The sequence below is a fragment of the Agromyces sp. GQ35 genome, from assembly GCF_059758475.1.
On record NZ_JCAXEO010000001.1, the window covers coordinates 1,416,787 to 1,436,056 of the forward strand.

Below are 19,270 nucleotides of genomic sequence, written 5' to 3' on the forward strand. Positions count from 1 at the left end.
ACGGCCCTGGCGGGCCTACTCGACCGGCGGCTACCGGTCGCGCTCGACGGCGGCGTCTTCGGCCTCGTCGTCTTCGGCGACGAGCGGCTTCTCGCGGTGGCGAACGGCGTAGAGGTCGCTCGACATCGACTCGCGCGGGCGGCGCAGGAAGATGAGCGACGCACTGAACCCGAAGAGCGCGGCGACGGCCGCGGCGATCAGCGGATCCACCCCGACCATGAGCAGCACGGCGAGCGGCACGGCGAACAGCGCGAGGCGCAGCGCGGTGTACCAGATCCAGACGGGCACGGATTTCACCTGCCCAGTGTAGATCGCAATGCCTGAACGCACTCACAGCCGCAGGACACGGCCGCGCGCTTAGACTGGAGGCATGGCCCGGCTGCTCTTCGGACTCGGCGTCGCCGCCGTGATCTTCACGATCTACGCCGTCGCCGACTGCGCGTTCTTCGATCGCACGCGCATCCGTGGCCTGCGCCGCGGCTGGTGGATCGTCGTCATCCTCTTCGTGCCGATCATCGGTGCGCTGCTCTGGTTCGTCATCGGCCGCGGTCGCGCCGAACGGCTGCCCGGTGGGCGGTCGCACACCGTCGCTCCCGACGACGACGCGGACTTCCTGCGGCAACTCGGCAGCGACGCGGTGCAAGACGAGCGAATCCGCCGACTCGAGCAGGAGCTGGCCGAACTCGACGCCGACAAGAACGGCGGCAACGACGTCGACGGCTCGCTCGACACCGAGCGCAAGCGACCCGACACACCCGAGACACCGGGTGAGCCCGGTCCGTCCGGCCGCCCGAATGGCTGAGCCGGCACCACACCGATCAGCCAGCGGCAGCCCGGCGAGCGACCACGCGTTGGCCCTGCTCACGTCGTTCGTGCGCGAGGGCGTCATCGACGTCGTCGTCGCACCCGGCTCCCGCTCGCAGGCACTCGCCCTCGCCGCGGCCGAGCTCGAGCGTGCCGGCGCCGTGCGAATGCACGTGCGCATCGACGAGCGCGGCGCGGCGTTCCTCGCCCTCGGTCTCGCGGTGGAATCGGGACGCCCGGTCCCGATCATCACGACCTCGGGCACCGCGGTCGCGAACCTGCACCCAGCCGTGCTCGAGGCGCACCACTCGGGCGTGCCGTTGATCGTGCTCTCGGCCGATCGCCCGGCGGAGCTCCGGGGCATCCGATCGAATCAGACGACCATGCAGCCGGGCATCTTCGCGGGTGCGGTGCGCTTCGAACGCGATGTCACCGCGCCGGTGGGGGCGGCGAGCGAGACGGATGCCGCGGCTCGCCTCGCCCGCGACGCCGTCGCCGCTGCACTCGGCCGTGGCGCCGACGGGCTGCCTGCGCCGCATCCGGGTCCGGGTCCGGTGCACCTGAACCTGCAGTTGCGCGAACCGCTGTCGGCGGTGGTCTCGGCCGGCCCCGGCCTCGACGCCCCGCCGTCTGCCGCTCGAACACGTGAACCGCGTGCCGATCGGCGCGATGCCGACGCCGCTGCCGGTGCCGATGATTCGGCCGTGCCCATCGCGCCAGGGCCGCGCACGGTCGTGGTCGCCGGGGCCGGCGCCGGCCCCGGAGCCGAGCGTTTCGCCCGCGCGGGCGGGTGGCCGCTCTTCGCCGAGGTCACGAGCGGAGCCCATTTCGGGCCGAACCTCGTCGTCGCTTACCGCGAGCTCATGCGTGAGCCCGGGTTCGGCGACGAGATCGAACGGGTCATCGTCTTCGGGCACCCGACGCTCTCGCGGGAGGTGCCGGCACTCGTGCAGCGCGAGGGGGTCGAGGCGATCGCGGTCGCGCCGTGGGGCATCGAGTGGTTCAACCCCGGGCGCCGGATCGGCCGATTCGAGCGGGCCGTCCGCGCCGAGCCGCACCAGCCCTCGGCCGAGGAGCGCGCGTGGGTTGGCCGTTGGGTACACGCGAGCCGCCTCCTCGTCGAGGCCGGACTGCCGGTGACCGTCGTGCAGCGCAGCGGCATCGACGAGACCGGCCACGTGTCGGACTTCGAGGCGCAACGCGAGTACATGAAGGCGCAGCTCGCCGCAGTACGCGCTCCGGTCACCCGGCGCATGCTGGTCGACGCGGTGTGGTCGGCGACCTGGCCGCACGACCGGCTCGTGTTCGGGGCATCCCGCCTCATCCGCGACGCCGATCGTGCCGTACCGGGCCGGCGCATCGCGGTGCACGCCAATCGCGGGCTCGCGGGCATCGACGGCACGGTCGCGACGGCGATCGGCGTCGCGATCGCGAGTCAGTCGTCGCCACCGGGTGAGCCCGTCGAGGCGGATGCCGCGAACGCCGCCGATGCCGCGCGCACCGGCATCACCAGAGCGGTGATCGGCGACCTCACTCTGTTGCACGACGTCGGCTCGATGCTCATCGGCGACGGCGAATCGCGGCCACGGGTGCAGCTGATCGTGGGCAACGACGGCGGGGGCTCGATCTTCGACTCGCTCGAGGTCGCAGCATCCGCACCGGCCGACGCGTTCGACCGGGTGCAGTTCACGCCGCAGCACGTCGATCTCGCCGCGATCGCCTCCGCATACGGGTGGGCCTACACCCGGGCGACCACTCGCGGTGAGCTCGATGAGGCGCTCGCCACGCGCATCGACGGGCCGTCGCTGCTCGAAGTGCCGCTGCCGCGTTGAACCGGCACTTGCCGCGGCATCCGCTCGCTCGGCAGGATGGAGCCGATGCGACGCCGCGTCGCCGAAGGAGCCTGACATGACCCGCGAGTCGTACTGGACCGCAGACCCCGCCGATCTGCTGCGGGTCGGTGAGGGATTCGAGCTGGCGGAGTCCGACTCGCATGCCCACCCCGGGTTCGACGGCGACAAGGCGGCTGGGCAGGATGCACTCGCCGCGGGCGCCGAGATCCTCGCCGAACTGCAGGAGCAACTCTTCGCGATGAGTCGCATGGGCGACGAGCGTCGCGTGCTGCTCGTGCTGCAGGCGATGGACACCGCAGGCAAGGGCGGCATCGTCAAGCACGTCATGAGCGCCGTCGACCCGCAGGGCGTGCAGTTCGCCGCGTTCAAGAAGCCGACGCCAGAAGAGCTCGAGCACGACTTCCTGTGGCGCGTGCACAAGGAGGCGCCCGGCGCCGGCATGATCGGCGTGTTCGACCGTTCGCACTACGAAGACGTGCTCATCGGGCGGGTGCGGCAGCTCGCGCCTCCGGCCGAACTCGAGCGCCGGTACGAGGCGATCAACGAGTTCGAGGCCGAGCTCACCGCGACGGGCACGACGATCATCAAGGTCATGCTGCACATCTCGCGCGCCGAGCAGAAGGCGCGGCTCACCGAGCGGCTCGCCAGGCCCGAGAAGCACTGGAAGTTCAACCCGGGCGACGTCGACGAGCGGATGCGCTGGGACGAATACGCCGAGGCGTACCAGCTCGTCTTCGACCGCACCGCGACTCGGGATGCCCCGTGGTTCGTCGTGCCCGCGGACCGCAAGTGGTACGCACGGCTGGCCGTGCAGCACTTGCTCATCGACGCGCTCGAGGCGATGCAGCTCGAGTGGCCGAAGGCCGACTACGACGTCGAGGAGCAGCAGGCGAGACTCGCCGCGAGCTAGGGCGTGTCTGAGAAATGGCTTGCCCGTTTGCTGGGAGGCTGAGTGCGTGTCGCGGTTTCAGTTGCTCTCGGATGCTCAGTGGTCGTTGATCGAGGGGTTACTGCCGCGTCCAACGGGCCGGAAGGGGCGCCCGTTCTCGGATGCCCGGGCGGTAGTCGACGGCATCGTGTACCGGTACCGGACGGGCATCGCGTGGCGTGATCTGCCCGCGGTGTTCGGGTCGTGGCAAACGGTGTGGACATGGCATCACCGGATGGCGACGGACGGCACCTGGGACAGGGTGCTCGCGAAGCTGACCGCCGCGGCGGACGCGGCGGGACTCGTCGACTGGTCACTGTCGGTGGACTCGACGATCGCTCGCGCGCATCAACACGCGACGAACACGACCCGGCTCACGGGGGGCTGGATCGAACTACAAGAATCTGCGGGAAGAGCCGCCTGATCACGGCATCGGCCGATCCCGTGGCGGGTTGTCGACGAAGATCCATCAACTCGTCGATGGCCACGGCCTCCCGCTGGTCACGCTGATCACCCCGGGTCAGGCGGGTGACTCCCCGATGTTCCTGCCGTTGATGGCGCACTTGCGCGTCGGCCGCGACACGGGCCAGCCGCGAACTCGCCCCGACGCGGTGCGCGGCGACAAGGCGTACTCCTCCCGTGCGATCCGCGGCCACCTCCGCTCTCGTGGCATCAAAGCCGTAATCCCGGAGCCCGACGACCAGAAAGGCCACCGCAAGCGGCGAGGATCACGCGGTGGCCGGCCCGTCGGGCTCGACGCGGGCGACTACAAGAACCGGAACGTGATCGAACGTCGCTACTGCCACATCAAGCAATGGCGAGGTCTTGCCACCCGGTACGACAAGTACGCGATCGTCTACCGTGCGGCCGTCGTCCTTAACGCCGTCGTCGCCTGGTTGCAAGCGATGATCGGTGCTGCTACGCACTACATCGAGGACGGCTCTGAACCCGAACATCGTGGGCACCGAGATTGAGCAAGATGTGAGCGTCCGATACTGGGTCTTATGGAGAACCATGACGGCGCCGCAGCGCTGCGAGCTGAAACGCTTTGGATCGAATCCCGCGGTGGGAACGAGTGGATCGCGCGTTACATCCGCCCGTTCTACATGAACTGGATGGGTGAGAATCCCACGTTCCGGGACGAAGCGATCGCACAGATTGCCGAACTCCGAAGCCACGCATTTGAACTGGAACTCGGCGATGTCGAATCGATGCTTGGCATGCAGTGGCGAGTTCAAGTCGTTGGAGCCTGGTACGCGATAGCTCGCGCAGACTCCCGGCTCTCCGAAGCGGTCCACAGCGGCCTCGCGCACTGCTACGGAACTCTCACCGCTCCAGCACTGGCGACCGCAGCACTGATCTACCCGAATGACACGACGGTCGCGGTCCTTCGCGCGTATCAGGACCGGGACACCGCCAACCACTACGGCGCGGACGGCCTCATCAGCGCGGCGCTCCGAGCACTCGACCCCGAACCCACCCCAGACCCACGGACCGATGATGACGACACCATGAGCCGCTTGCTCGAAATCGCCAAAGCGCTACAGCACCCAAAAGCAACGCCGATCTAGAACGCGAGACGGACCTCATTTGTCAGACATGCCCTAGCTGCCCCGGGCGGCTCAGCCGCTGCAGGGGGCGTGTCGAGATCGGGCGGGGTCTCGATACGCTTCGCTACTCGACCTGCGGGGTCTCGCTTCGCTGCTCGACCGGCGGGGTCTCGGCTCTCGAGCGGCGGCAGGAAGTCAGCCGCCGAAGGCCTCGACGATCGGGCGGAACTTCATCACGGTCTCGGCGAGCTCGTCTCGAGGCGCGGAGTCGTGAACGATGCCGCAACCGGCATATGCAGTGACCGTGCCGTCGGCGTCGACCTGTGCGCAGCGCAGCGCGATCGCCCACTCGCCGTCGCCGTCGCCGTCGATCCAGCCCACCGGCCCGGCGTAGCGGCGCCGGTCGAAGCCCTCGAGCTCGGCGATGACGGGCAGGGCGATGCGTCGCGGGGTGCCGGCGACCGCGGCGGTCGGGTGCACGGCCTGCACGAGGTCGAGCGAGCTCGATCCGTCACCGAGGGTGCCCTTGAGGTCGGTGGCGAGGTGCCAGAGGTTCGGCAGCTGCAGGGTGAACGGTTCGGGGCTCGTGTCGAGGCGGGCGGTGTGCGGAGCGAGCCGCTTCACGGCGCTCTGCACGGCGAGCGCGTGCTCGGCGCGGTCCTTCTCGGACGCCGAGAGCGCGACCGCCCGCTCGCGGTCGGACGCCTCGCCCGCGCCGCGGGATGCGGTGCCCGCGAGTACCCGGGCCGACACGGTGCCGTGGTCGACGCGCACGAGGGTCTCTGGGCTCGCGCCGATGAGCCCGTCGACGGCGAACACCCACGTGTCGGGGTAGTCCTCGGCGAGACGGTTGATCGTCGCACGCAGCCCGGCGTCTTCATGCAACTCTCCGACGAGCTGCCGCGCGAGCACGACCTTCTCGAGTTCGCCTGCGTCGATGCGACGCACCGCTTCGGCGACGGCATCTTCGTATGCCTCTGGCGTCATCGAACCGGGCGTGAATGCCACGCGCGGCACCTGTCGCTTCGGGGCGGGCTCGGGCAGTGCCACGTCGACGGCGGAGCCGGAGACATCCGCGGCCTCGTCGTCGCCGGTATCGAGCGTGATGCGCGTCACCCAGGCCCGGCCGTCGCGTCGGCCCATCACGAGCTCGGGAACGAGGAGCACGCTCGTCGCCTCGGACTCGTCGGCGAACGCGAACGCGCCGAAGGCGACGAGCCCGGTGCCGGGCAGCCCCACCCGGTCGTCGATCTCGGCGAGCTCGGAGAGCGCGGTCCACGCGGCTGCGGCGTCTGCGACCCGGCTCGGCCCCGTGGTCTCGATGCGCATCGTCTCGCCGAGTCCCACGATGCCCTCGCCGCGGCGCATCCACACGAGCGGATGCCGCGGATCGGCGCGCGGGATCAGGGGCTCGGTCTCATCGACGGCGACGGTGCGAACGACGAGCCGAGCACTCGCGGCCTGCGCCGCGCCATCCGTCTGCCTCACCGCTTCAGCCTACGCCCGGCGTGCTGAGCGCCCCGCCGCTACGCTGACGGGTGGGCGCACTCGTCACCAGCCGTGCACGCCTGACGAGGAGACGGATCTGCACGATGACCGGTACCACCCCCGTGCCTGACGAGGCAGCAGCCGACGCACTCGCTGCATATGTCATCGACCCGGTCCGGTGGGGGCGGCGTCATGGCAGCTCGCATCTTCCGGCGGCGGCCCAGCTCGAGTACGCGCTGTTCCGTGCGCGTGGGCTCGGCGCCGTCGGCGACGCGACGTGGCATGCCGCGCGCGCCGTGTCGGATGCAGCGGGCCGCAGGGTCGGCCGGCTCGTGCGGGCCCGGTTCGGTGCGCGCAGCCCGAAGGGCGGGCTGGTTCCGATCTCGGTGTTCCTCCTCACCCTCGGGATGACGGCGCCGTTGGTGTTCCTCGGGATCGGCTACCGCGGGAACTCACTCGAGCCGAGACCCGATGCGGGAGCGTTCTGGACGGCGATCATCGGCGGCGCGATCTTCGTCGTCGCGCTGTGCACCCTCGGTCGCCCCGTTCCGCGCTTCACGTTCTTCCAGTCGCAGGTCGTCTGCGTGGTGCTCGGGGGATTGGCGGCGATCTGGGCCTTCGCGACGGAGTCACCGACGGTCCGTCTGGGGCTCGTCGTCGGCATCGTCGGGCTCGCGCTGACCGTCGGGATCTTCTGGTTCGGGCGAGCTCGTGATCGCGGCGCGACAGCGGCGATCGACTCGGCCGTCGACGACGCACGCGCAGAGGTGAAGCTCGAGGTGGATGCCGAGCGGGGGCGACTCATCGCCGACCTGACGGCGGAACTGGCCGAAGCGCTCCCGGGGCGCGATGACCTCGCGGTGCTGCGTCAAGCGCGGAACATCGCATTCGACGCCCTGCACGGCGAGGGGAACAGCGGCGAGGACCTCGATCCGGAGTCGATACCGGGCGCCCACATCATCGAGGCGCGCACGAGCGATTGGCTGCCTCGCCGAGACGGAGCGCAGCGTCGAGCGCGACCGTCGGTGATCAGGGACCGGCGAACTAGAATCGAGGGATGACGCGCGCAGACCTCGGCAAGCAGCCCGACCAGGTGTCGGCGATGTTCGATCGCGTCGCCGCGAGCTACGACCGCACCAACAACGTGCTCTCGGTCGGCAACGCTCCGCTCTGGCGGGTCTCGACGACGCGTGCGGTCGACCCTCGACCCGGTCAGAAGATCCTCGACGTCGCTGCCGGCACCGGTACCTCGAGTGCGAGCCTCGCGAAGTCCGGAGCATCCGTCGTCGCGGCCGACTTCTCGCCGGGCATGATCGAGGTCGGCCGCCGACGGCAGGCGGGGGTGCCCAACCTCGTGTTCGTCGAGGCCGACGCCACGAAGCTGCCCTTCGACGACGACGAGTTCGACGCCGTGACGATCTCGTTCGGCCTGCGCAACGTCAACGAGCCGAAGCAGGCGCTCGCCGAGTTCTTCCGAGTCACGAAGCCCGGCGGACGCCTCGTGATCTGCGAGTTCTCGACGCCGCCCGCGCCGCTCGTGCGCACCGGCTACGGCATCTACCAGCGCTACGTCATGCCTCCGCTTGTGAAGCTCTCGAGCTCGAACGACACCGCCTACGAGTACCTCAACGAGTCGATCAACGCGTGGCCCGACCAGCCGAAGCTGGCCGGCTGGGTGCGCGAGGCGGGCTATACGGATGTCGCGTGGCGCAACCTTGCGCTCGGCGTCGTCGCGCTGCACCGCGGCACCAAGCCGGTCTCACCGGTCTCGCCGGTCGAGTAGGCCCGCCAGGGCCGTATCGAGACCTCGCAACGGGCCTCGATACGCCCCCTCCTTCGTCGGGCGCTCCCCGGCCGACGACCCCCGGTAGGCTGGTGATCGTGAAACCGAGTCACCCGGTCGCCCGTCGAGGCTCATCGCTCGCCGCGAATCTCGGCCTCAGCGAGCGCGTCTTCGCCTCATCCGCCGACAAGGCGATGGCCAAGGCGATCGACGCCGGCCTCGACCGGGTCGAAGCGGGTCTCCTCGAAGAGGTGCGGTTCGCCGACACCGTCGCGGATGTCTCGACGCGGTACCTGCTCCAGGCGGGCGGCAAGCGCGTGCGGCCGATGCTGACCCTGCTCACCGCCCAGCTCGGTGCCGGGGTCACCGACGACGTCGTCACGGCCGCCGAGGCGATCGAGATCACGCACCTCGCCAGCCTGTACCACGACGACGTCATGGACGACGCCGACCGCCGCCGCGGCGTACCGAGCGCGCAGGCCGTGTGGGGCAATTCGATCGCGATCCTCACCGGCGACCTGCTCTTCGCCCGCGCCAGTCAGCTCATGGCCGGCCTCGGCGAAGGTGCCATCCGCATGCAGGCGACCACTTTCGAGCGGCTCGTGCTCGGCCAGCTGCACGAGACGGTCGGTCCGCAGCCGGGCGACGACCCCATCGCCCACTACATCCAGGTGCTCGCCGACAAGACCGGCTCCCTCATCGCTGCCGCAGCCCAGTCGGGCATCATCTTCTCGGGCGCCGACCCGGGCTACGAGGCCCCCATCATCGAGTTCGGCGAGAAGATCGGCGTCGCCTTCCAGCTCGTCGACGACGTCATCGACCTGTCTCCGCAGCCGGCGGAGACCGGCAAGGTCCCCGGTACCGACCTGCGCGCCGGCGTCGTCACGCTGCCGATGCTCCGGCTCTCCGAGCATGCCAAGCACGACGAGGCATCCGCTGCCCTGCTCGAGCGCATCGAGCGCGACGTGGTCGTCATCACCGACCCGGCAGCGCTCGGCGACCCGCTCGACACGAACACGCTCGCGTCGCGCATCGTGCCGTCGAAAGAGACGGTCGACGCGATCGTCGCCGAGCTTCGGGCGCACGAGGCCACTCGCGCTACGCTCGCTGAGGCCCACCGTTGGGCGCACGAAGCCGTCGCGGCCCTGGCGCCGTTGCCCGAGGGCAGTGTGAAGAAGGCGCTCACACGATTCGCCGAGACGGTCGTGGAGCGCGAGAGCTGATGGAGAGACCACGCACGTGACGAGGAACAAGCTGAGACTGGCGATCGTCGGGGCCGGCCCCGCGGGCATCTACGCCGCAGACATCCTGCTCAAGTCGGAGCGCAACTTCGACGTCTCGATCGACCTCTTCGACCACCTTCCGGCGCCCTACGGGCTCGTGCGGTACGGCGTCGCCCCCGACCACCCGCGCATCAAGGGCATCATCACGGCGCTCCGCGAGGTGCTCGACCGCGGCGACATCCGCATCTTCGGCAATGTGCGCTTCGGTGAAGACATCACCCTCGAAGACCTGAAGAAGCACTACAACGCGGTCATCTTCGCGACCGGCGCGGTGAAGGATGCCTCGCTGAACGTGCCCGGCGCCCAGCTCGAGGGTTCGTACGGCGCTGCCGAGTTCGTGAGCTGGTTCGACGGACACCCCGACTTCCCGCGCACCTGGCCGCTCGAGGCGCGCGAGGTCGCCGTCATCGGCAACGGCAACGTCGCGCTCGACGTCTCGCGCATCCTCGCCAAGCACGTCGAAGACCTGATGCCGACCGAGATCCCCGCGAACGTCGCGGCGGGCCTCGCCGCCTCGCCCGTCACCGACGTGCACGTGTTCGGCCGGCGCGGCCCCACTTCGGTGAAGTTCACGCCGCTCGAGCTGCGCGAACTCGGCGAGCTGCGCGACGTCGACATGATCCTCTACGACGAGGACTTCGACTACGACGACGCTGCCCGCGCCGCCGTGTCGGGCAACAAGCAGGTCTTCGTCATCGACAAGGTGCTGAATCAGTGGCGCCAGCGGTCCGTGGGCGAGGCCAGCCGTCGCCTGCACCTGCACTTCTTCGCGAAGCCGCTCGAAATCGTCGACGACGGCACCGGCCGGGTCGGCGCCATCCGTTGGGAGCGCACCGCGCCCGACGGCGAGGGCGGGGTCGTCGGCACCGGCGAGATCCGCGAGCTGCCCGTGCAGGCCGTGTACCGCGCGGTCGGCTACTTCGGGTCGCCGCTGCCCGGGATCCCCTTCGACAAGGACTTCGGCGTGATCCCGAATCACGAGGGCCAGGTGCTGATCCGCGACGAGCAGACCGGTGACGCCCGCCAGATGTACGGCGTCTACGCCACCGGCTGGATCAAGCGCGGCCCCGTCGGACTCATCGGGCACACGAAGTCCGACGCGATGGAGACGATCAAGCACGTCATCAACGACCTCGGCAACTGGTGGACGCCCGAGTCGCCGTCGGAGCAGTCGGTGATCGACCTGCTCGAGTCGCGCGACATCCGCTGGACCGACCTCGACGGCTGGCACCGCCTCGACGAGCACGAGCAGGCGCTCGGTTCGGCCGAGGGGCGCGTGCGAGTGAAGGTCGTGCCGCGCGACGACATGGTCGACATCTCGCGGGGCGAGGCGTAACGCACTCGCCGGTCGAGTAGGCGCGCCAGCGCCGTATCGAGACCCGTGACCCGCTACGCTCCACGGATGGCCCTGCTCGCACCCGCGCTGATCGCGGCTCTCGTCGGGTTCGCGCTCGGCTGGTGGCCGCTCGCCGCTTGGGCCGCTCATTCGATGCAGGGCGAGCGGATGTCGCGGCGCACGGTCGAGGTGACCGCTGCTGTCGTCGCATCCGTCGTCTTCGGCGCGCTCGCCTGGCGCTTCGGTCCGTCGTGGGTGCTGCCGGCGCTGCTCGCCTTCGCGGCCTGCGCCACGGTGCTCTCCATCGTCGATCTCGCCGAGCACCGGTTGCCGAACGCGGTCGTCTTCCCCGCGCTGGCCGGCGTGGCGGCGCTGCTCATCGTGGCGAGTGCCGCGACCGGCACCTGGATGGCGCTCCTCTGGGCGCTCGCGGGCGCGGCGGCGATGTTCGCCGTCTACCTGCTGCTGGCCCTCATCTCACCCTCGTCGATGGGAATGGGCGACGTGAAGCTCGCGCTCGTCATCGGGCTGCTGCTCGGCTGGTTCGGCCTGTCGACGTGGTTGCTCGGGCTGCTCGCCGCGTTCGTCATCGGCGGGGTCATCGCGATCGTCGCGCTTGCGCTCCGACGTGTGACGCTTCGGGGCTCGATCCCGTTCGGGCCGTCGATGCTCGCCGGCGCGCTCATCGCGGTGCTGGTCGCGGGGTCCTGACCGGGCGATCGCCTGAGCCGGTCGGGGGACACCATGTACCCCGATAGTGGGGGACGATGTACCCCATGGTGGGGGACAATCGGTACCCCCAGAACGGGGGTCGGGATGGTCGCATCGTGCGTGAAATCCGGCGGAATCGCGCGGTTCGTTGCGCGGTCGGCCCTCACATCCCCCGAAGGGGGGCATTCGAGGCGCATACACGCAGGACTACCTTCGGTTCACCGCTACCTACCCGAGCGGGGATTGCACCTCACCCGAACCCGAAGGACCCGAAATGCTCCAGGCATACTCGCGCATTCAGGCGCGCATCAACGCTCGCATCAACGCACTCCGTGACGAAGAAGAAGGCGCGACCGCGGTCGAGTACGCCCTCATCGTCGGGCTCGTCTCCCTCGTCATCATCGCTGCCCTCGCCCTGATCGGGCCGGCCGTCGTCACCTTCGTGAACACCGATATCATTCCGAACCTCTAGCCAGGAGGTCCGAACAGCGAGCCGACGGGCCGCGTCCGACCGGACGTGGCCCCGAGGTGCGTGAGCAGAGTGAGGTACTGATGCGATCTCCACGATCGGAGCACGGGGTTGCCGCCGTCGAGTTCGCGCTCGTCGTGCCCTTCCTTCTGATCGTGCTGTTCGCGATCGTCGACCTCGGATGGGTCTTCAACCAGCAGCTCACCGTGACGGCCGCTGCGCGCGAGGGCGCACGCTACTACGCGGTCCACGCGAACGATCCCGGCGCGCAGGGCGACGCCGAAGACATCGTCGCCGGCATCGTGCCCGGCACGCCGACGATCACCTACGCGTCGACGTGCAGTCCCAACGTCGATGACGACGAACTCACCATGATCGTGAGTATCCCGCTCACCGATCTCACGGGATGGCTGGCGGCAATCAGCGGCCAGGCAACCCTCGGCGGAACGGGAACCATGCGATGCGGTGGGTGAGAGCACGCAAGCGACACGAGCGCGGGGCGATAGCGGTCTGGGTGGCGATGTCGGTCATCCCGATCCTCGTCTTCATCGCGGTCGTCGCCGACGTCGGCCTGCTGTTCTGGGAGAAGGGGCAACTGCAGAACGGCGCGGATGCCGCGGCGCTCGCCGTCGCCCAGGAGTGCGCCGCCGACCCCACGTGCAGTGGCGGTGCCGGTGCGCTCGCTGATGAGATGGCGATGCTCAACGCCAACGATGACAGCGCGGCGAGCGAGCTCCTGTCGCTCACCGTGAACTCGAGCAGCGGTGAGGTCGTGGTGCGCGCGTCGACGATGACCGACAGCGGCACCACCGTCAGGCATCCGTTCGCCTCGATCATCGTGCCCACCGAGACGACGGTCGACGCCGAGGCGACGGCGGAGTGGGGGGCTCCGATCTCCGGCAACACGATCCCGCTGGCGATCGCCCAGTGCGAATTCGACGATCTGCCGGCACAGCCCGCCGACACGCAGAACCCGCAGCGTTCACTCATCCTGATCAACAACGGGAACACCGGGGAGCCGTGCGCCAACGGGTACCCAGGCGGATTCGGCTGGCTCGACGGCACCAACTGCCAGGCCGAGATCTCCGTTGGCGGGATCGTCGGCGGAGAGCCGGGCATTCAGCCGAACCCGAACAAGAACGGCTGTTCGAATGCGTATCTCAACACCCTGCTCTGCAAGACCGTGCTGATTCCCCTCTACAGCGCAACCACCGGGCAGGGGAACAACGCGACCTACACGATCTCGAGGTTCGCTGCCTTCAAGATCACCGGGTTGAAGACCAGCGGTGGAAACGACGTCTACTGCGGCGGCAGCCCGCTCACCCCCCAGTTCCCCAGCGGGAACTCCAAGGGCATTCAGGGCTTCTTCGTGAAGTACGTCGAACTCGGCGAAGACTTCGAACTCGGCAACTCCCCGGGAGCTGGATTGATGATCGTGCGCCTCTCCGAATGACCGACTGACCCTGCTCAGCGGAGGACTGACCCTACTCAGCGAAGAAGGACCACATGAAGACCCGAATCATCGGGGCGATCCTCGCCCTCGTGCTCGCCGCGCTCGGCGCATTCGTGCTCGTCAATTACGTGCGAGGCGCCGACGCCCGGGCGGCGAGCGGTGCCGAGATGGCCGACGTCTTCATCGTCGAGAAGGAGATCCCGAGCGGAACCCCCGGTGCTCAGGTCTCCGAGTACGTGACGGTCGACACGATGCCCAGGCGCAACATCGCCGACGGTGCGGTCGACGACCTCGCCACGCTCGAGGGCACCGTCGCCGACGTCGCGATCCTCCCCGGCGAGCAGCTGCTCGAGGCCCGGTTCGTCGATCCCGCGGTTCGCGCGGCACAGGGCACGGTGGATGTGCCGGTCGGCATGCAGGAGGTCAGCTTCGCGCTTCCGGTGCAGCGAATGGTCGGCGGTTCGGTCGTGCCCGGCAGCACCGTGGGGATCGTCGTGACCACGTCATCCGAAATCAGCTCGCCGCCCGGTGTCGCGCCGATCACCACTCGTTTCGAATTCGATGGGGTGCTCGTGACGGCGGTGCGGGTCGGCACGACAGTGTCCGACGGCTCCGAAGAAGTCGAAGGGGTGCAGTCGGGCGACACGCTCCTCTTCACGGTCGCGCTGGGCACCCACGACGTCGAACGCCTCGTGTGGGCGCTCGAGGCGGCCGAGAAGTATCCGCAACACCACGGAGTCTGGCTGACCCTGCAGAACGAGGCGACCGACACCTCCGGCTCCGCCCCCGTCGATGAGAGCAACGTCAGACGGTGACGACGGTGACTCCCTACCTCCTCATCAGCCGGTCCGCCGAGTACGAGCAGCGCTTGCGTGCCCTGCTCGGTCGACGGCTGCAGGTGGTGACGGGGGAGTTCCTGACCTTCGGTGCCGAGACGATCCTCGACATGGCGGGCGAGTCGCCGCGCATCGCGCTGCTCGGCCCAGTGCTGAACTACGAGGAGACGCGCGATCTCGTCGAGGGGCTCGTCGAACGTCACCCGGGCATCGGCATCATCGTCGTGCGCGAGCAGCGCAGCGACCTCGAAGACTGGGTCGACGAACTCGAGCTGCACGCAGTGCTGAGCCCGATGGCAAGTGACACGACGACGCTCGACCTGCTCGACCGGCTCTCAGAGTGGCTCGTCGTGAACGGCCGGGCCGAACAGCGGGACTTCGAGCTTCCGCCCGAACCTGAAGTCGACCTCCCCGAATTCGACGACGTCGTCGCCGGCGGCGGCATCGACGAGCTCGTCTCGTACGACGACCTGGTCGCCGACTCCGCCTCACTCGACGAAGCGGGGTCGGATGCGACCCCCGAGACGATCGAAGAGGCCGCCGAACCCGAAGCTCCCGTCTGGGAGTTCCCGCCGTTGCCGCCGGGCACCCGCAGCGAGGTGATCGCAGTGGTCGCACCGAAAGGCGGACAGGGAAAGTCGACCCTCGCGATCAACATCGCGGCGAGCGTCGCCGAAGGCGTGCCCAACTCGGTCGTGCTCATCGATGCCGACCTGCAGTTCGGCGACGTGAGCGCCTCGCTCGCGCTCGAGCCCACGGCGACGATCGTCGACGCGGTGGCGCCCGAGGCATCCGACGAACTGGTGCTGAAGACGACGCTCACCCATCACCCCGACGGCTTCTTCGTGGTCGCGAGCGCACCGTCGCCCGAACTCGGCGACGGCATCGCACCTCGCGCCCTCGCGCGGCTCATCGCCCGGCTCCGCGCTGCCTTCCGGTACGTCATCGTCGACACCACTCCCGGGCTCGGCGAGCACACGCTCACGGTGATCGAGCACGCGACCGACGCCGTCTTCGTCACCAACATGGCCGTCGCCAGCCTTCGCGCGATGCGCACCGAGTTCGAGCTGCTGCGAACACTCGGCCTGACCCCCGCCAACCGCCATCTCGTCGTGAACTTCAGCGATCGGATGTCGGGACTGACGATCAAGGACGTCGAGAACATCATCGGGGCGCCCGTCGACGTGGAGGTTCCCAGATCGCCGGCGGTGCTCCTCGCCGGCAACCGCGGGGTGCCGCTCGTCCGATCCGAGGCGCGCGACCCGGCGGCCAAGGCGATCCGCGTCCTCGCGGCTCGGATCGCACCCGACGCGTTGCCCGGCCGGGCCCGAACCAACAAGAGGCGGCGATCGCATGAGCCTGCATGATCGACTGAACGCGCTGCAGAACCCCGGCGCAGCGGATTCGACCGAGCCCGAGCCATCCGCGCCTCCCGCCGTTCCAACGCCCGAATCGCTCCTCGAGACGACGAGCGCCGGGGGTGAGGCGCCGTCCGAGCCCGAGTCCGTCGTGCCGGCGCCAGAACCGCCCCAGCGCGAATTCGTGCCCTACGCGGCCGGGAACGGTGAGTCCGCAGCATCCTTCGATCCGCTCGCCGGCGTGAAGGAGAAGGCGGCCGACGAACTCTTCGCGCGCATCGGGGCACGACTCAACGATGCGAGCCTCACCGAGGAGCAGCTGCACGCCATCGCCCGGAGCGAGCTCGCCGAGATCGTCGCCGGGGAGCAACTCGCACTGACGACCGCAGAGCGCAACCGCCTCATCGACGACATCGGCGCGGACGTGCTCGGGTACGGGCCACTCGAACCGCTGCTCGCCGACGACTCCATCAGCGAGATCATGGTCAACCGGCACGATCAGATCTACGTCGAGCGCCTCGGCCGGCTCTCGGAATCTCCGCACCGCTTCACGGGCGAGCCGCAGCTCCGGCGCGTCATCGAACGCATCGTCGCGCGGGTCGGTCGACGCATCGACGAGTCGTCTCCACTCGTCGACGCGCGACTCGACGACGGTTCGCGAGTGAACGCGATCATTCCGCCGCTCGCGGTCGACGGCGCCTCGCTCACCATCCGCAAGTTCGCGGGAACCCCGTACACGGTCGAAGACCTCATCCGCTTCGGGTCGATGACGCGCGAACTCGCGACGGTGCTCGATGCCGCGGTTCGGGCGAAGCTCAACATCCTCGTCTCGGGTGGAACCGGCACCGGCAAGACGACCCTGCTCAACGTGCTCTCCGCGTTCATCCCCTCCGAGGAGCGGATCATCACGATCGAAGACGCCGTCGAGCTGCAGCTGCAGCAGAACCACGTCGTGCGGCTCGAATCGCGCCCCCAGAACATCGAGGGTCGTGGGGAGATCACGATTCGCGATCTCGTGCGCAACTCGCTGCGCATGCGCCCCGACCGGATCGTCGTCGGCGAGGTGCGAGGTGCCGAGAGCCTCGACATGCTGCAGGCCATGAACACCGGGCACGAGGGTTCCCTCTCGACGATCCACGCGAACTCGCCGCGCGACGCCGTCTCGCGCATCGAGACGCTCGTGCTCATGGCCGGCATGGACCTGCCGCTCCGGGCCATCCGCGAGCAGATCGCCTCGGCGGTCGACATCATCGTGCAGATCAGTCGGCACAAAGACGGCGTGCGCCGAGTCACGCACCTGACCGAGGTGCACGGCATGGAGGGCGAGCTCGTCACCCTGCAGGACGCGTTCACCTTCGACTACACGGCCGGCTTCGACGAGGAGGGACGACTTCTCGGCCGCGTCGAACCGACCGGGGTGCGGCCACGGTTCGCGGAGAAGATCGCCGACCACGGCATCCCGCTTTCGATGGCACTGTTCCAGCCGCAGCAACGCGACCTGCTCGGGGAGATCCGATGAGTGCCGTGCTGCTCGTGCTGGGCCTCGTGCTCGGACTGCTCGCCGTGCTCACCCTCGTCTTCCTCGTCATCGCGCCGCCCGCACCGCGCGTGGCGGCGTCGCGCCGTCGCGCACCGGGGGTCGAACACGTCTCGCTGCTCAACCGGGCATCGGCGCGAACCACCGCCGTCGTCGATTCGGCGACGAGTGGGCGCACCCGATTCTTCGGCGCGGAGCAGCTCGAGTTGGCCGGCATCGCCTCGACGCCCTCGCAGTTCGTCATCTACGTGGCGGCCGCCGCGAGTGGCGCAGCCCTCGTCGGCGCGCTCCTCGGCCTGGCGAGCGGCACGGCCATCCTCCTCGCGGTGCTGTTCGCCATCGCCACTCCGCTCGTGGCCAAGGTGATCGTGATCCTGAAGACCGGGCGCCGGCGCGCACGATTCGCGGATCAGATCGACGACACCGTGCAGCTCGTCGCCGGCGGACTGCGCGCCGGGCACGGCCTCTCGCGCACGATCGCCGCCGTCGCGAGCGAGGCACCGGCACCGATGGGTGAGGAGCTCGCCCGAGTCATGAACGAGACGCGCCTCGGCCGCGACCTGCCCGGCTCGCTCAGCACCACGGCCCGGCGCATGCACAGCGACGACTTCGACTGGGTCGCCCAGGCGGTGAGCATCAACGCCGACACGGGCGGCAACCTCGCAGAGGTCCTCGACCGAGTCGGCACCACCATCCGGGAGCGCAACCAGATCCGCCGCCAGGTGAAGGCACTGAGTGCTGAGGGACGACTCTCGGGCATCATCCTGGTCGCGCTGCCGATCGGCATGTTCATCCTGCTCTCGGTGATCCAGCCGAACTTCCTCCCCTCGTTCTTCGGGACGTTCATCGGCATCATCGCGTTCATCGTCGCGGTGATCCTCCTGATCCTCGGCACGTTGTGGATCGCGCTCGTGGTGCGGGTGAAGTTCTGATGGACACCCTCATCGCCTACCTCGCGGCCGGTATCACGGCGGCTGCCGTCGCGCTCTTCGTGTTCCTGCTCTTCCCGAAGCGGACGGCGGCGGCGGCGACGGCGACCGACGAGGTCGTGGAGGTGCACCCGACCGCCGGCGTCGTGCAGCAATCGACCCTCGGCAGGTCGTTGGCGGCCGCCGCACCGAGCGGCTACGTCGGCTGGCTCGAGCGGCAGATCGTGTTCGCCGGCCGGCCGGCGGGTTGGAGCGTCAACGGCATCGTCACGTGGAAGCTCGTGCTCGCGGTCGCCGGCGCGCTCTTCGGCCTGCTGTTCGTCGTCGTGGGCGGGCCGCATCCGCTCAAGGTGCTCCTGGCGGTCGCGGTCACGATCCTGTTGTTCTTCCTCCCCGACGTGCTCATCAACAGTCGAGCGCACGAACGTCAGCAGGCGATCCGGCGGGCGCTTCCCGACACCCTCGACCAGATGACGATCGCCGTCGAGGCTGGGCTCGGGTTCGACTCGGCGATGGCCAAGGCGGCACGCGGAAGCGCGGGGCCGCTCGCCGAAGAGCTCATCCGCGTGCTGCAGGACATGAGCATCGGGCGCACGCGCAGGGCCGCGTTCATGGAGCTCCAACGACGCACCGACATCGACGACCTCAACCGATTCGCGCGCGCAGTGATCCAGGCGGATGCGTACGGCGTCGCGATGGGCGACATGCTCCGCGTGCAGTCGGGCGAGATGCGGCTCAAGCGTCGCCAGCGCGCGGAGGAGCAGGCCATGAAGATGACCGTGAAGATCCTCTTCCCGCTCATCTTCTGCCTCCTGCCGGTGCTGTTCATCGTCATCATGACGCCGGCCGTCGTGCAGATCGTCGCCACCTTCACCGAGCTCGGCTCCTGACGCTGCGCGCGGCGCCGTCGCGTGCGGGCACCGAACCTCGGCGCGCCGCTCGTTAGGATGCG

At 69.2% G+C, this 19,270-nt stretch carries 20 protein-coding genes; 18 read left to right on the top strand and 2 right to left on the bottom strand.

What is annotated here, in order from left to right:
- Positions 1-30: 30 nt before the first annotated feature.
- Positions 31-297 (bottom strand): DUF4229 domain-containing protein, encoded by a 267-nt coding sequence (locus tag AC6CH0_RS06680; protein WP_498099024.1) that lies wholly within the window; start codon positions 295-297, stop codon positions 31-33.
- 73 nt (positions 298-370) lie between these two features.
- Between AC6CH0_RS06680 and AC6CH0_RS06685 the strand changes: the two genes are divergently transcribed.
- From AC6CH0_RS06685 to AC6CH0_RS06705, 5 genes are all read left to right on the top strand, one after another.
- On the top strand, positions 371-802 hold the full coding sequence (locus AC6CH0_RS06685; RefSeq protein ID WP_498099025.1) for a PLD nuclease N-terminal domain-containing protein: 432 nt from the start codon (positions 371-373) through the stop codon (positions 800-802).
- Positions 795-2,636 (top strand): 2-succinyl-5-enolpyruvyl-6-hydroxy-3-cyclohexene-1-carboxylic-acid synthase, encoded by a 1,842-nt coding sequence (menD, locus tag AC6CH0_RS06690; protein ID WP_498099026.1) that lies wholly within the window; start codon positions 795-797, stop codon positions 2,634-2,636. Before AC6CH0_RS06685 ends, menD begins: the two co-directional genes overlap by 8 nt.
- A gap of 76 nt (positions 2,637-2,712) precedes the next feature.
- On the top strand, positions 2,713-3,567 hold the full coding sequence (locus AC6CH0_RS06695) for a polyphosphate kinase 2 family protein (protein ID WP_498099027.1): 855 nt from the start codon (positions 2,713-2,715) through the stop codon (positions 3,565-3,567).
- A gap of 46 nt (positions 3,568-3,613) precedes the next feature.
- A protein-coding gene (locus tag AC6CH0_RS06700) for an IS5 family transposase (protein ID WP_498099028.1) occupies positions 3,614-4,559 on the top strand; the annotation gives its coding sequence in 2 pieces (ribosomal slippage) (positions 3,614-3,964 and positions 3,966-4,559; 945 coding nt in all).
- Positions 4,560-4,589: 30 nt separating this feature from the next.
- The gene (locus AC6CH0_RS06705) at positions 4,590-5,156 is read left to right on the top strand and encodes a hypothetical protein (RefSeq protein WP_498099029.1); all 567 of its coding nucleotides are present in this window, start codon (positions 4,590-4,592) and stop codon (positions 5,154-5,156) included.
- Between the two features lie 174 nt (positions 5,157-5,330).
- Here AC6CH0_RS06705 and AC6CH0_RS06710 read toward each other — a convergent pair whose 3' ends face one another.
- Positions 5,331-6,623: an isochorismate synthase gene (locus AC6CH0_RS06710; RefSeq protein ID WP_498099030.1), complete on the bottom strand. Its 1,293-nt coding sequence runs from the start codon at positions 6,621-6,623 to the stop codon at positions 5,331-5,333.
- 104 nt (positions 6,624-6,727) lie between these two features.
- Between AC6CH0_RS06710 and AC6CH0_RS06715 the strand changes: the two genes are divergently transcribed.
- From AC6CH0_RS06715 to AC6CH0_RS06775, 13 genes are all read left to right on the top strand, one after another.
- Complete coding sequence (locus AC6CH0_RS06715) at positions 6,728-7,684, top strand: hypothetical protein (RefSeq protein ID WP_498099031.1); 957 nt, start codon at positions 6,728-6,730, stop codon at positions 7,682-7,684.
- Positions 7,681-8,406, top strand: coding sequence for a class I SAM-dependent methyltransferase (locus AC6CH0_RS06720; RefSeq protein ID WP_498099032.1), 726 nt, complete (start codon positions 7,681-7,683; stop codon positions 8,404-8,406). The genes AC6CH0_RS06715 and AC6CH0_RS06720 overlap by 4 nt, the downstream gene beginning before the upstream one ends.
- Positions 8,407-8,504: 98 nt before the next feature.
- Positions 8,505-9,629 carry a polyprenyl synthetase family protein gene (locus AC6CH0_RS06725; RefSeq protein WP_498099033.1) on the top strand — a complete coding sequence of 375 codons (1,125 nt, stop codon included), beginning with the start codon at positions 8,505-8,507 and terminating at the stop codon, positions 9,627-9,629.
- A 16-nt stretch (positions 9,630-9,645) separates the two neighbouring features.
- Positions 9,646-11,025, top strand: a complete 1,380-nt coding sequence (locus AC6CH0_RS06730) for an FAD-dependent oxidoreductase (RefSeq protein WP_498099034.1) — start codon at positions 9,646-9,648, stop codon at positions 11,023-11,025.
- A gap of 66 nt (positions 11,026-11,091) precedes the next feature.
- Positions 11,092-11,736: a prepilin peptidase gene (locus AC6CH0_RS06735; RefSeq protein WP_498099035.1), complete on the top strand. Its 645-nt coding sequence runs from the start codon at positions 11,092-11,094 to the stop codon at positions 11,734-11,736.
- A 274-nt stretch (positions 11,737-12,010) separates the two neighbouring features.
- The gene (locus tag AC6CH0_RS06740; RefSeq protein ID WP_498099036.1) at positions 12,011-12,208 is read left to right on the top strand and encodes a Flp family type IVb pilin; all 198 of its coding nucleotides are present in this window, start codon (positions 12,011-12,013) and stop codon (positions 12,206-12,208) included.
- Between the two features lie 80 nt (positions 12,209-12,288).
- Complete coding sequence (locus AC6CH0_RS06745; protein WP_498099037.1) at positions 12,289-12,678, top strand: TadE/TadG family type IV pilus assembly protein; 390 nt, start codon at positions 12,289-12,291, stop codon at positions 12,676-12,678.
- Entirely contained in the window at positions 12,675-13,658 is a 984-nt protein-coding gene (locus AC6CH0_RS06750) for a TadE/TadG family type IV pilus assembly protein (protein WP_498099038.1), read from the top strand. Before AC6CH0_RS06745 ends, AC6CH0_RS06750 begins: the two co-directional genes overlap by 4 nt.
- 53 nt (positions 13,659-13,711) lie before the next feature.
- Positions 13,712-14,473, top strand: a complete 762-nt coding sequence (gene cpaB / locus AC6CH0_RS06755; RefSeq protein WP_498099039.1) for a Flp pilus assembly protein CpaB — start codon at positions 13,712-13,714, stop codon at positions 14,471-14,473.
- Positions 14,470-15,861 carry a CpaE/TadZ family protein gene (locus AC6CH0_RS06760; RefSeq protein WP_498099040.1) on the top strand — a complete coding sequence of 464 codons (1,392 nt, stop codon included), beginning with the start codon at positions 14,470-14,472 and terminating at the stop codon, positions 15,859-15,861. Before cpaB ends, AC6CH0_RS06760 begins: the two co-directional genes overlap by 4 nt.
- Entirely contained in the window at positions 15,848-17,371 is a 1,524-nt protein-coding gene (locus AC6CH0_RS06765; protein WP_498099041.1) for a TadA family conjugal transfer-associated ATPase, read from the top strand. Before AC6CH0_RS06760 ends, AC6CH0_RS06765 begins: the two co-directional genes overlap by 14 nt.
- Positions 17,368-18,321: a type II secretion system F family protein gene (locus AC6CH0_RS06770; RefSeq protein ID WP_498099042.1), complete on the top strand. Its 954-nt coding sequence runs from the start codon at positions 17,368-17,370 to the stop codon at positions 18,319-18,321. Before AC6CH0_RS06765 ends, AC6CH0_RS06770 begins: the two co-directional genes overlap by 4 nt.
- Positions 18,321-19,208, top strand: a complete 888-nt coding sequence (locus tag AC6CH0_RS06775) for a type II secretion system F family protein (protein WP_498099043.1) — start codon at positions 18,321-18,323, stop codon at positions 19,206-19,208. The genes AC6CH0_RS06770 and AC6CH0_RS06775 overlap by 1 nt, the downstream gene beginning before the upstream one ends.
- Positions 19,209-19,270: the final 62 nt, after the last annotated feature.

Bases quoted from the DNA above. Each gene is read 5' to 3' on its own strand.
- AC6CH0_RS06685 (WP_498099025.1), top strand. From the start codon at position 371: ATGGCCCGGCTGCTCTTCGGACTCGGCGTCGCCGCCGTGATCTTCACG.
- menD (WP_498099026.1), top strand. From the start codon at position 795: ATGGCTGAGCCGGCACCACACCGATCAGCCAGCGGCAGCCCGGCGAGC.
- AC6CH0_RS06695 (WP_498099027.1), top strand. From the start codon at position 2,713: ATGACCCGCGAGTCGTACTGGACCGCAGACCCCGCCGATCTGCTGCGG.
- AC6CH0_RS06705 (WP_498099029.1), top strand. From the start codon at position 4,590: ATGGAGAACCATGACGGCGCCGCAGCGCTGCGAGCTGAAACGCTTTGG.
- AC6CH0_RS06715 (WP_498099031.1), top strand. From the start codon at position 6,728: ATGACCGGTACCACCCCCGTGCCTGACGAGGCAGCAGCCGACGCACTC.
- AC6CH0_RS06720 (WP_498099032.1), top strand. From the start codon at position 7,681: ATGACGCGCGCAGACCTCGGCAAGCAGCCCGACCAGGTGTCGGCGATG.
- AC6CH0_RS06735 (WP_498099035.1), top strand. From the start codon at position 11,092: ATGGCCCTGCTCGCACCCGCGCTGATCGCGGCTCTCGTCGGGTTCGCG.
- AC6CH0_RS06740 (WP_498099036.1), top strand. From the start codon at position 12,011: ATGCTCCAGGCATACTCGCGCATTCAGGCGCGCATCAACGCTCGCATC.
- AC6CH0_RS06745 (WP_498099037.1), top strand. From the start codon at position 12,289: ATGCGATCTCCACGATCGGAGCACGGGGTTGCCGCCGTCGAGTTCGCG.
- cpaB (WP_498099039.1), top strand. From the start codon at position 13,712: ATGAAGACCCGAATCATCGGGGCGATCCTCGCCCTCGTGCTCGCCGCG.
- AC6CH0_RS06765 (WP_498099041.1), top strand. From the start codon at position 15,848: ATGAGCCTGCATGATCGACTGAACGCGCTGCAGAACCCCGGCGCAGCG.
- AC6CH0_RS06770 (WP_498099042.1), top strand. From the start codon at position 17,368: ATGAGTGCCGTGCTGCTCGTGCTGGGCCTCGTGCTCGGACTGCTCGCC.
- AC6CH0_RS06775 (WP_498099043.1), top strand. From the start codon at position 18,321: ATGGACACCCTCATCGCCTACCTCGCGGCCGGTATCACGGCGGCTGCC.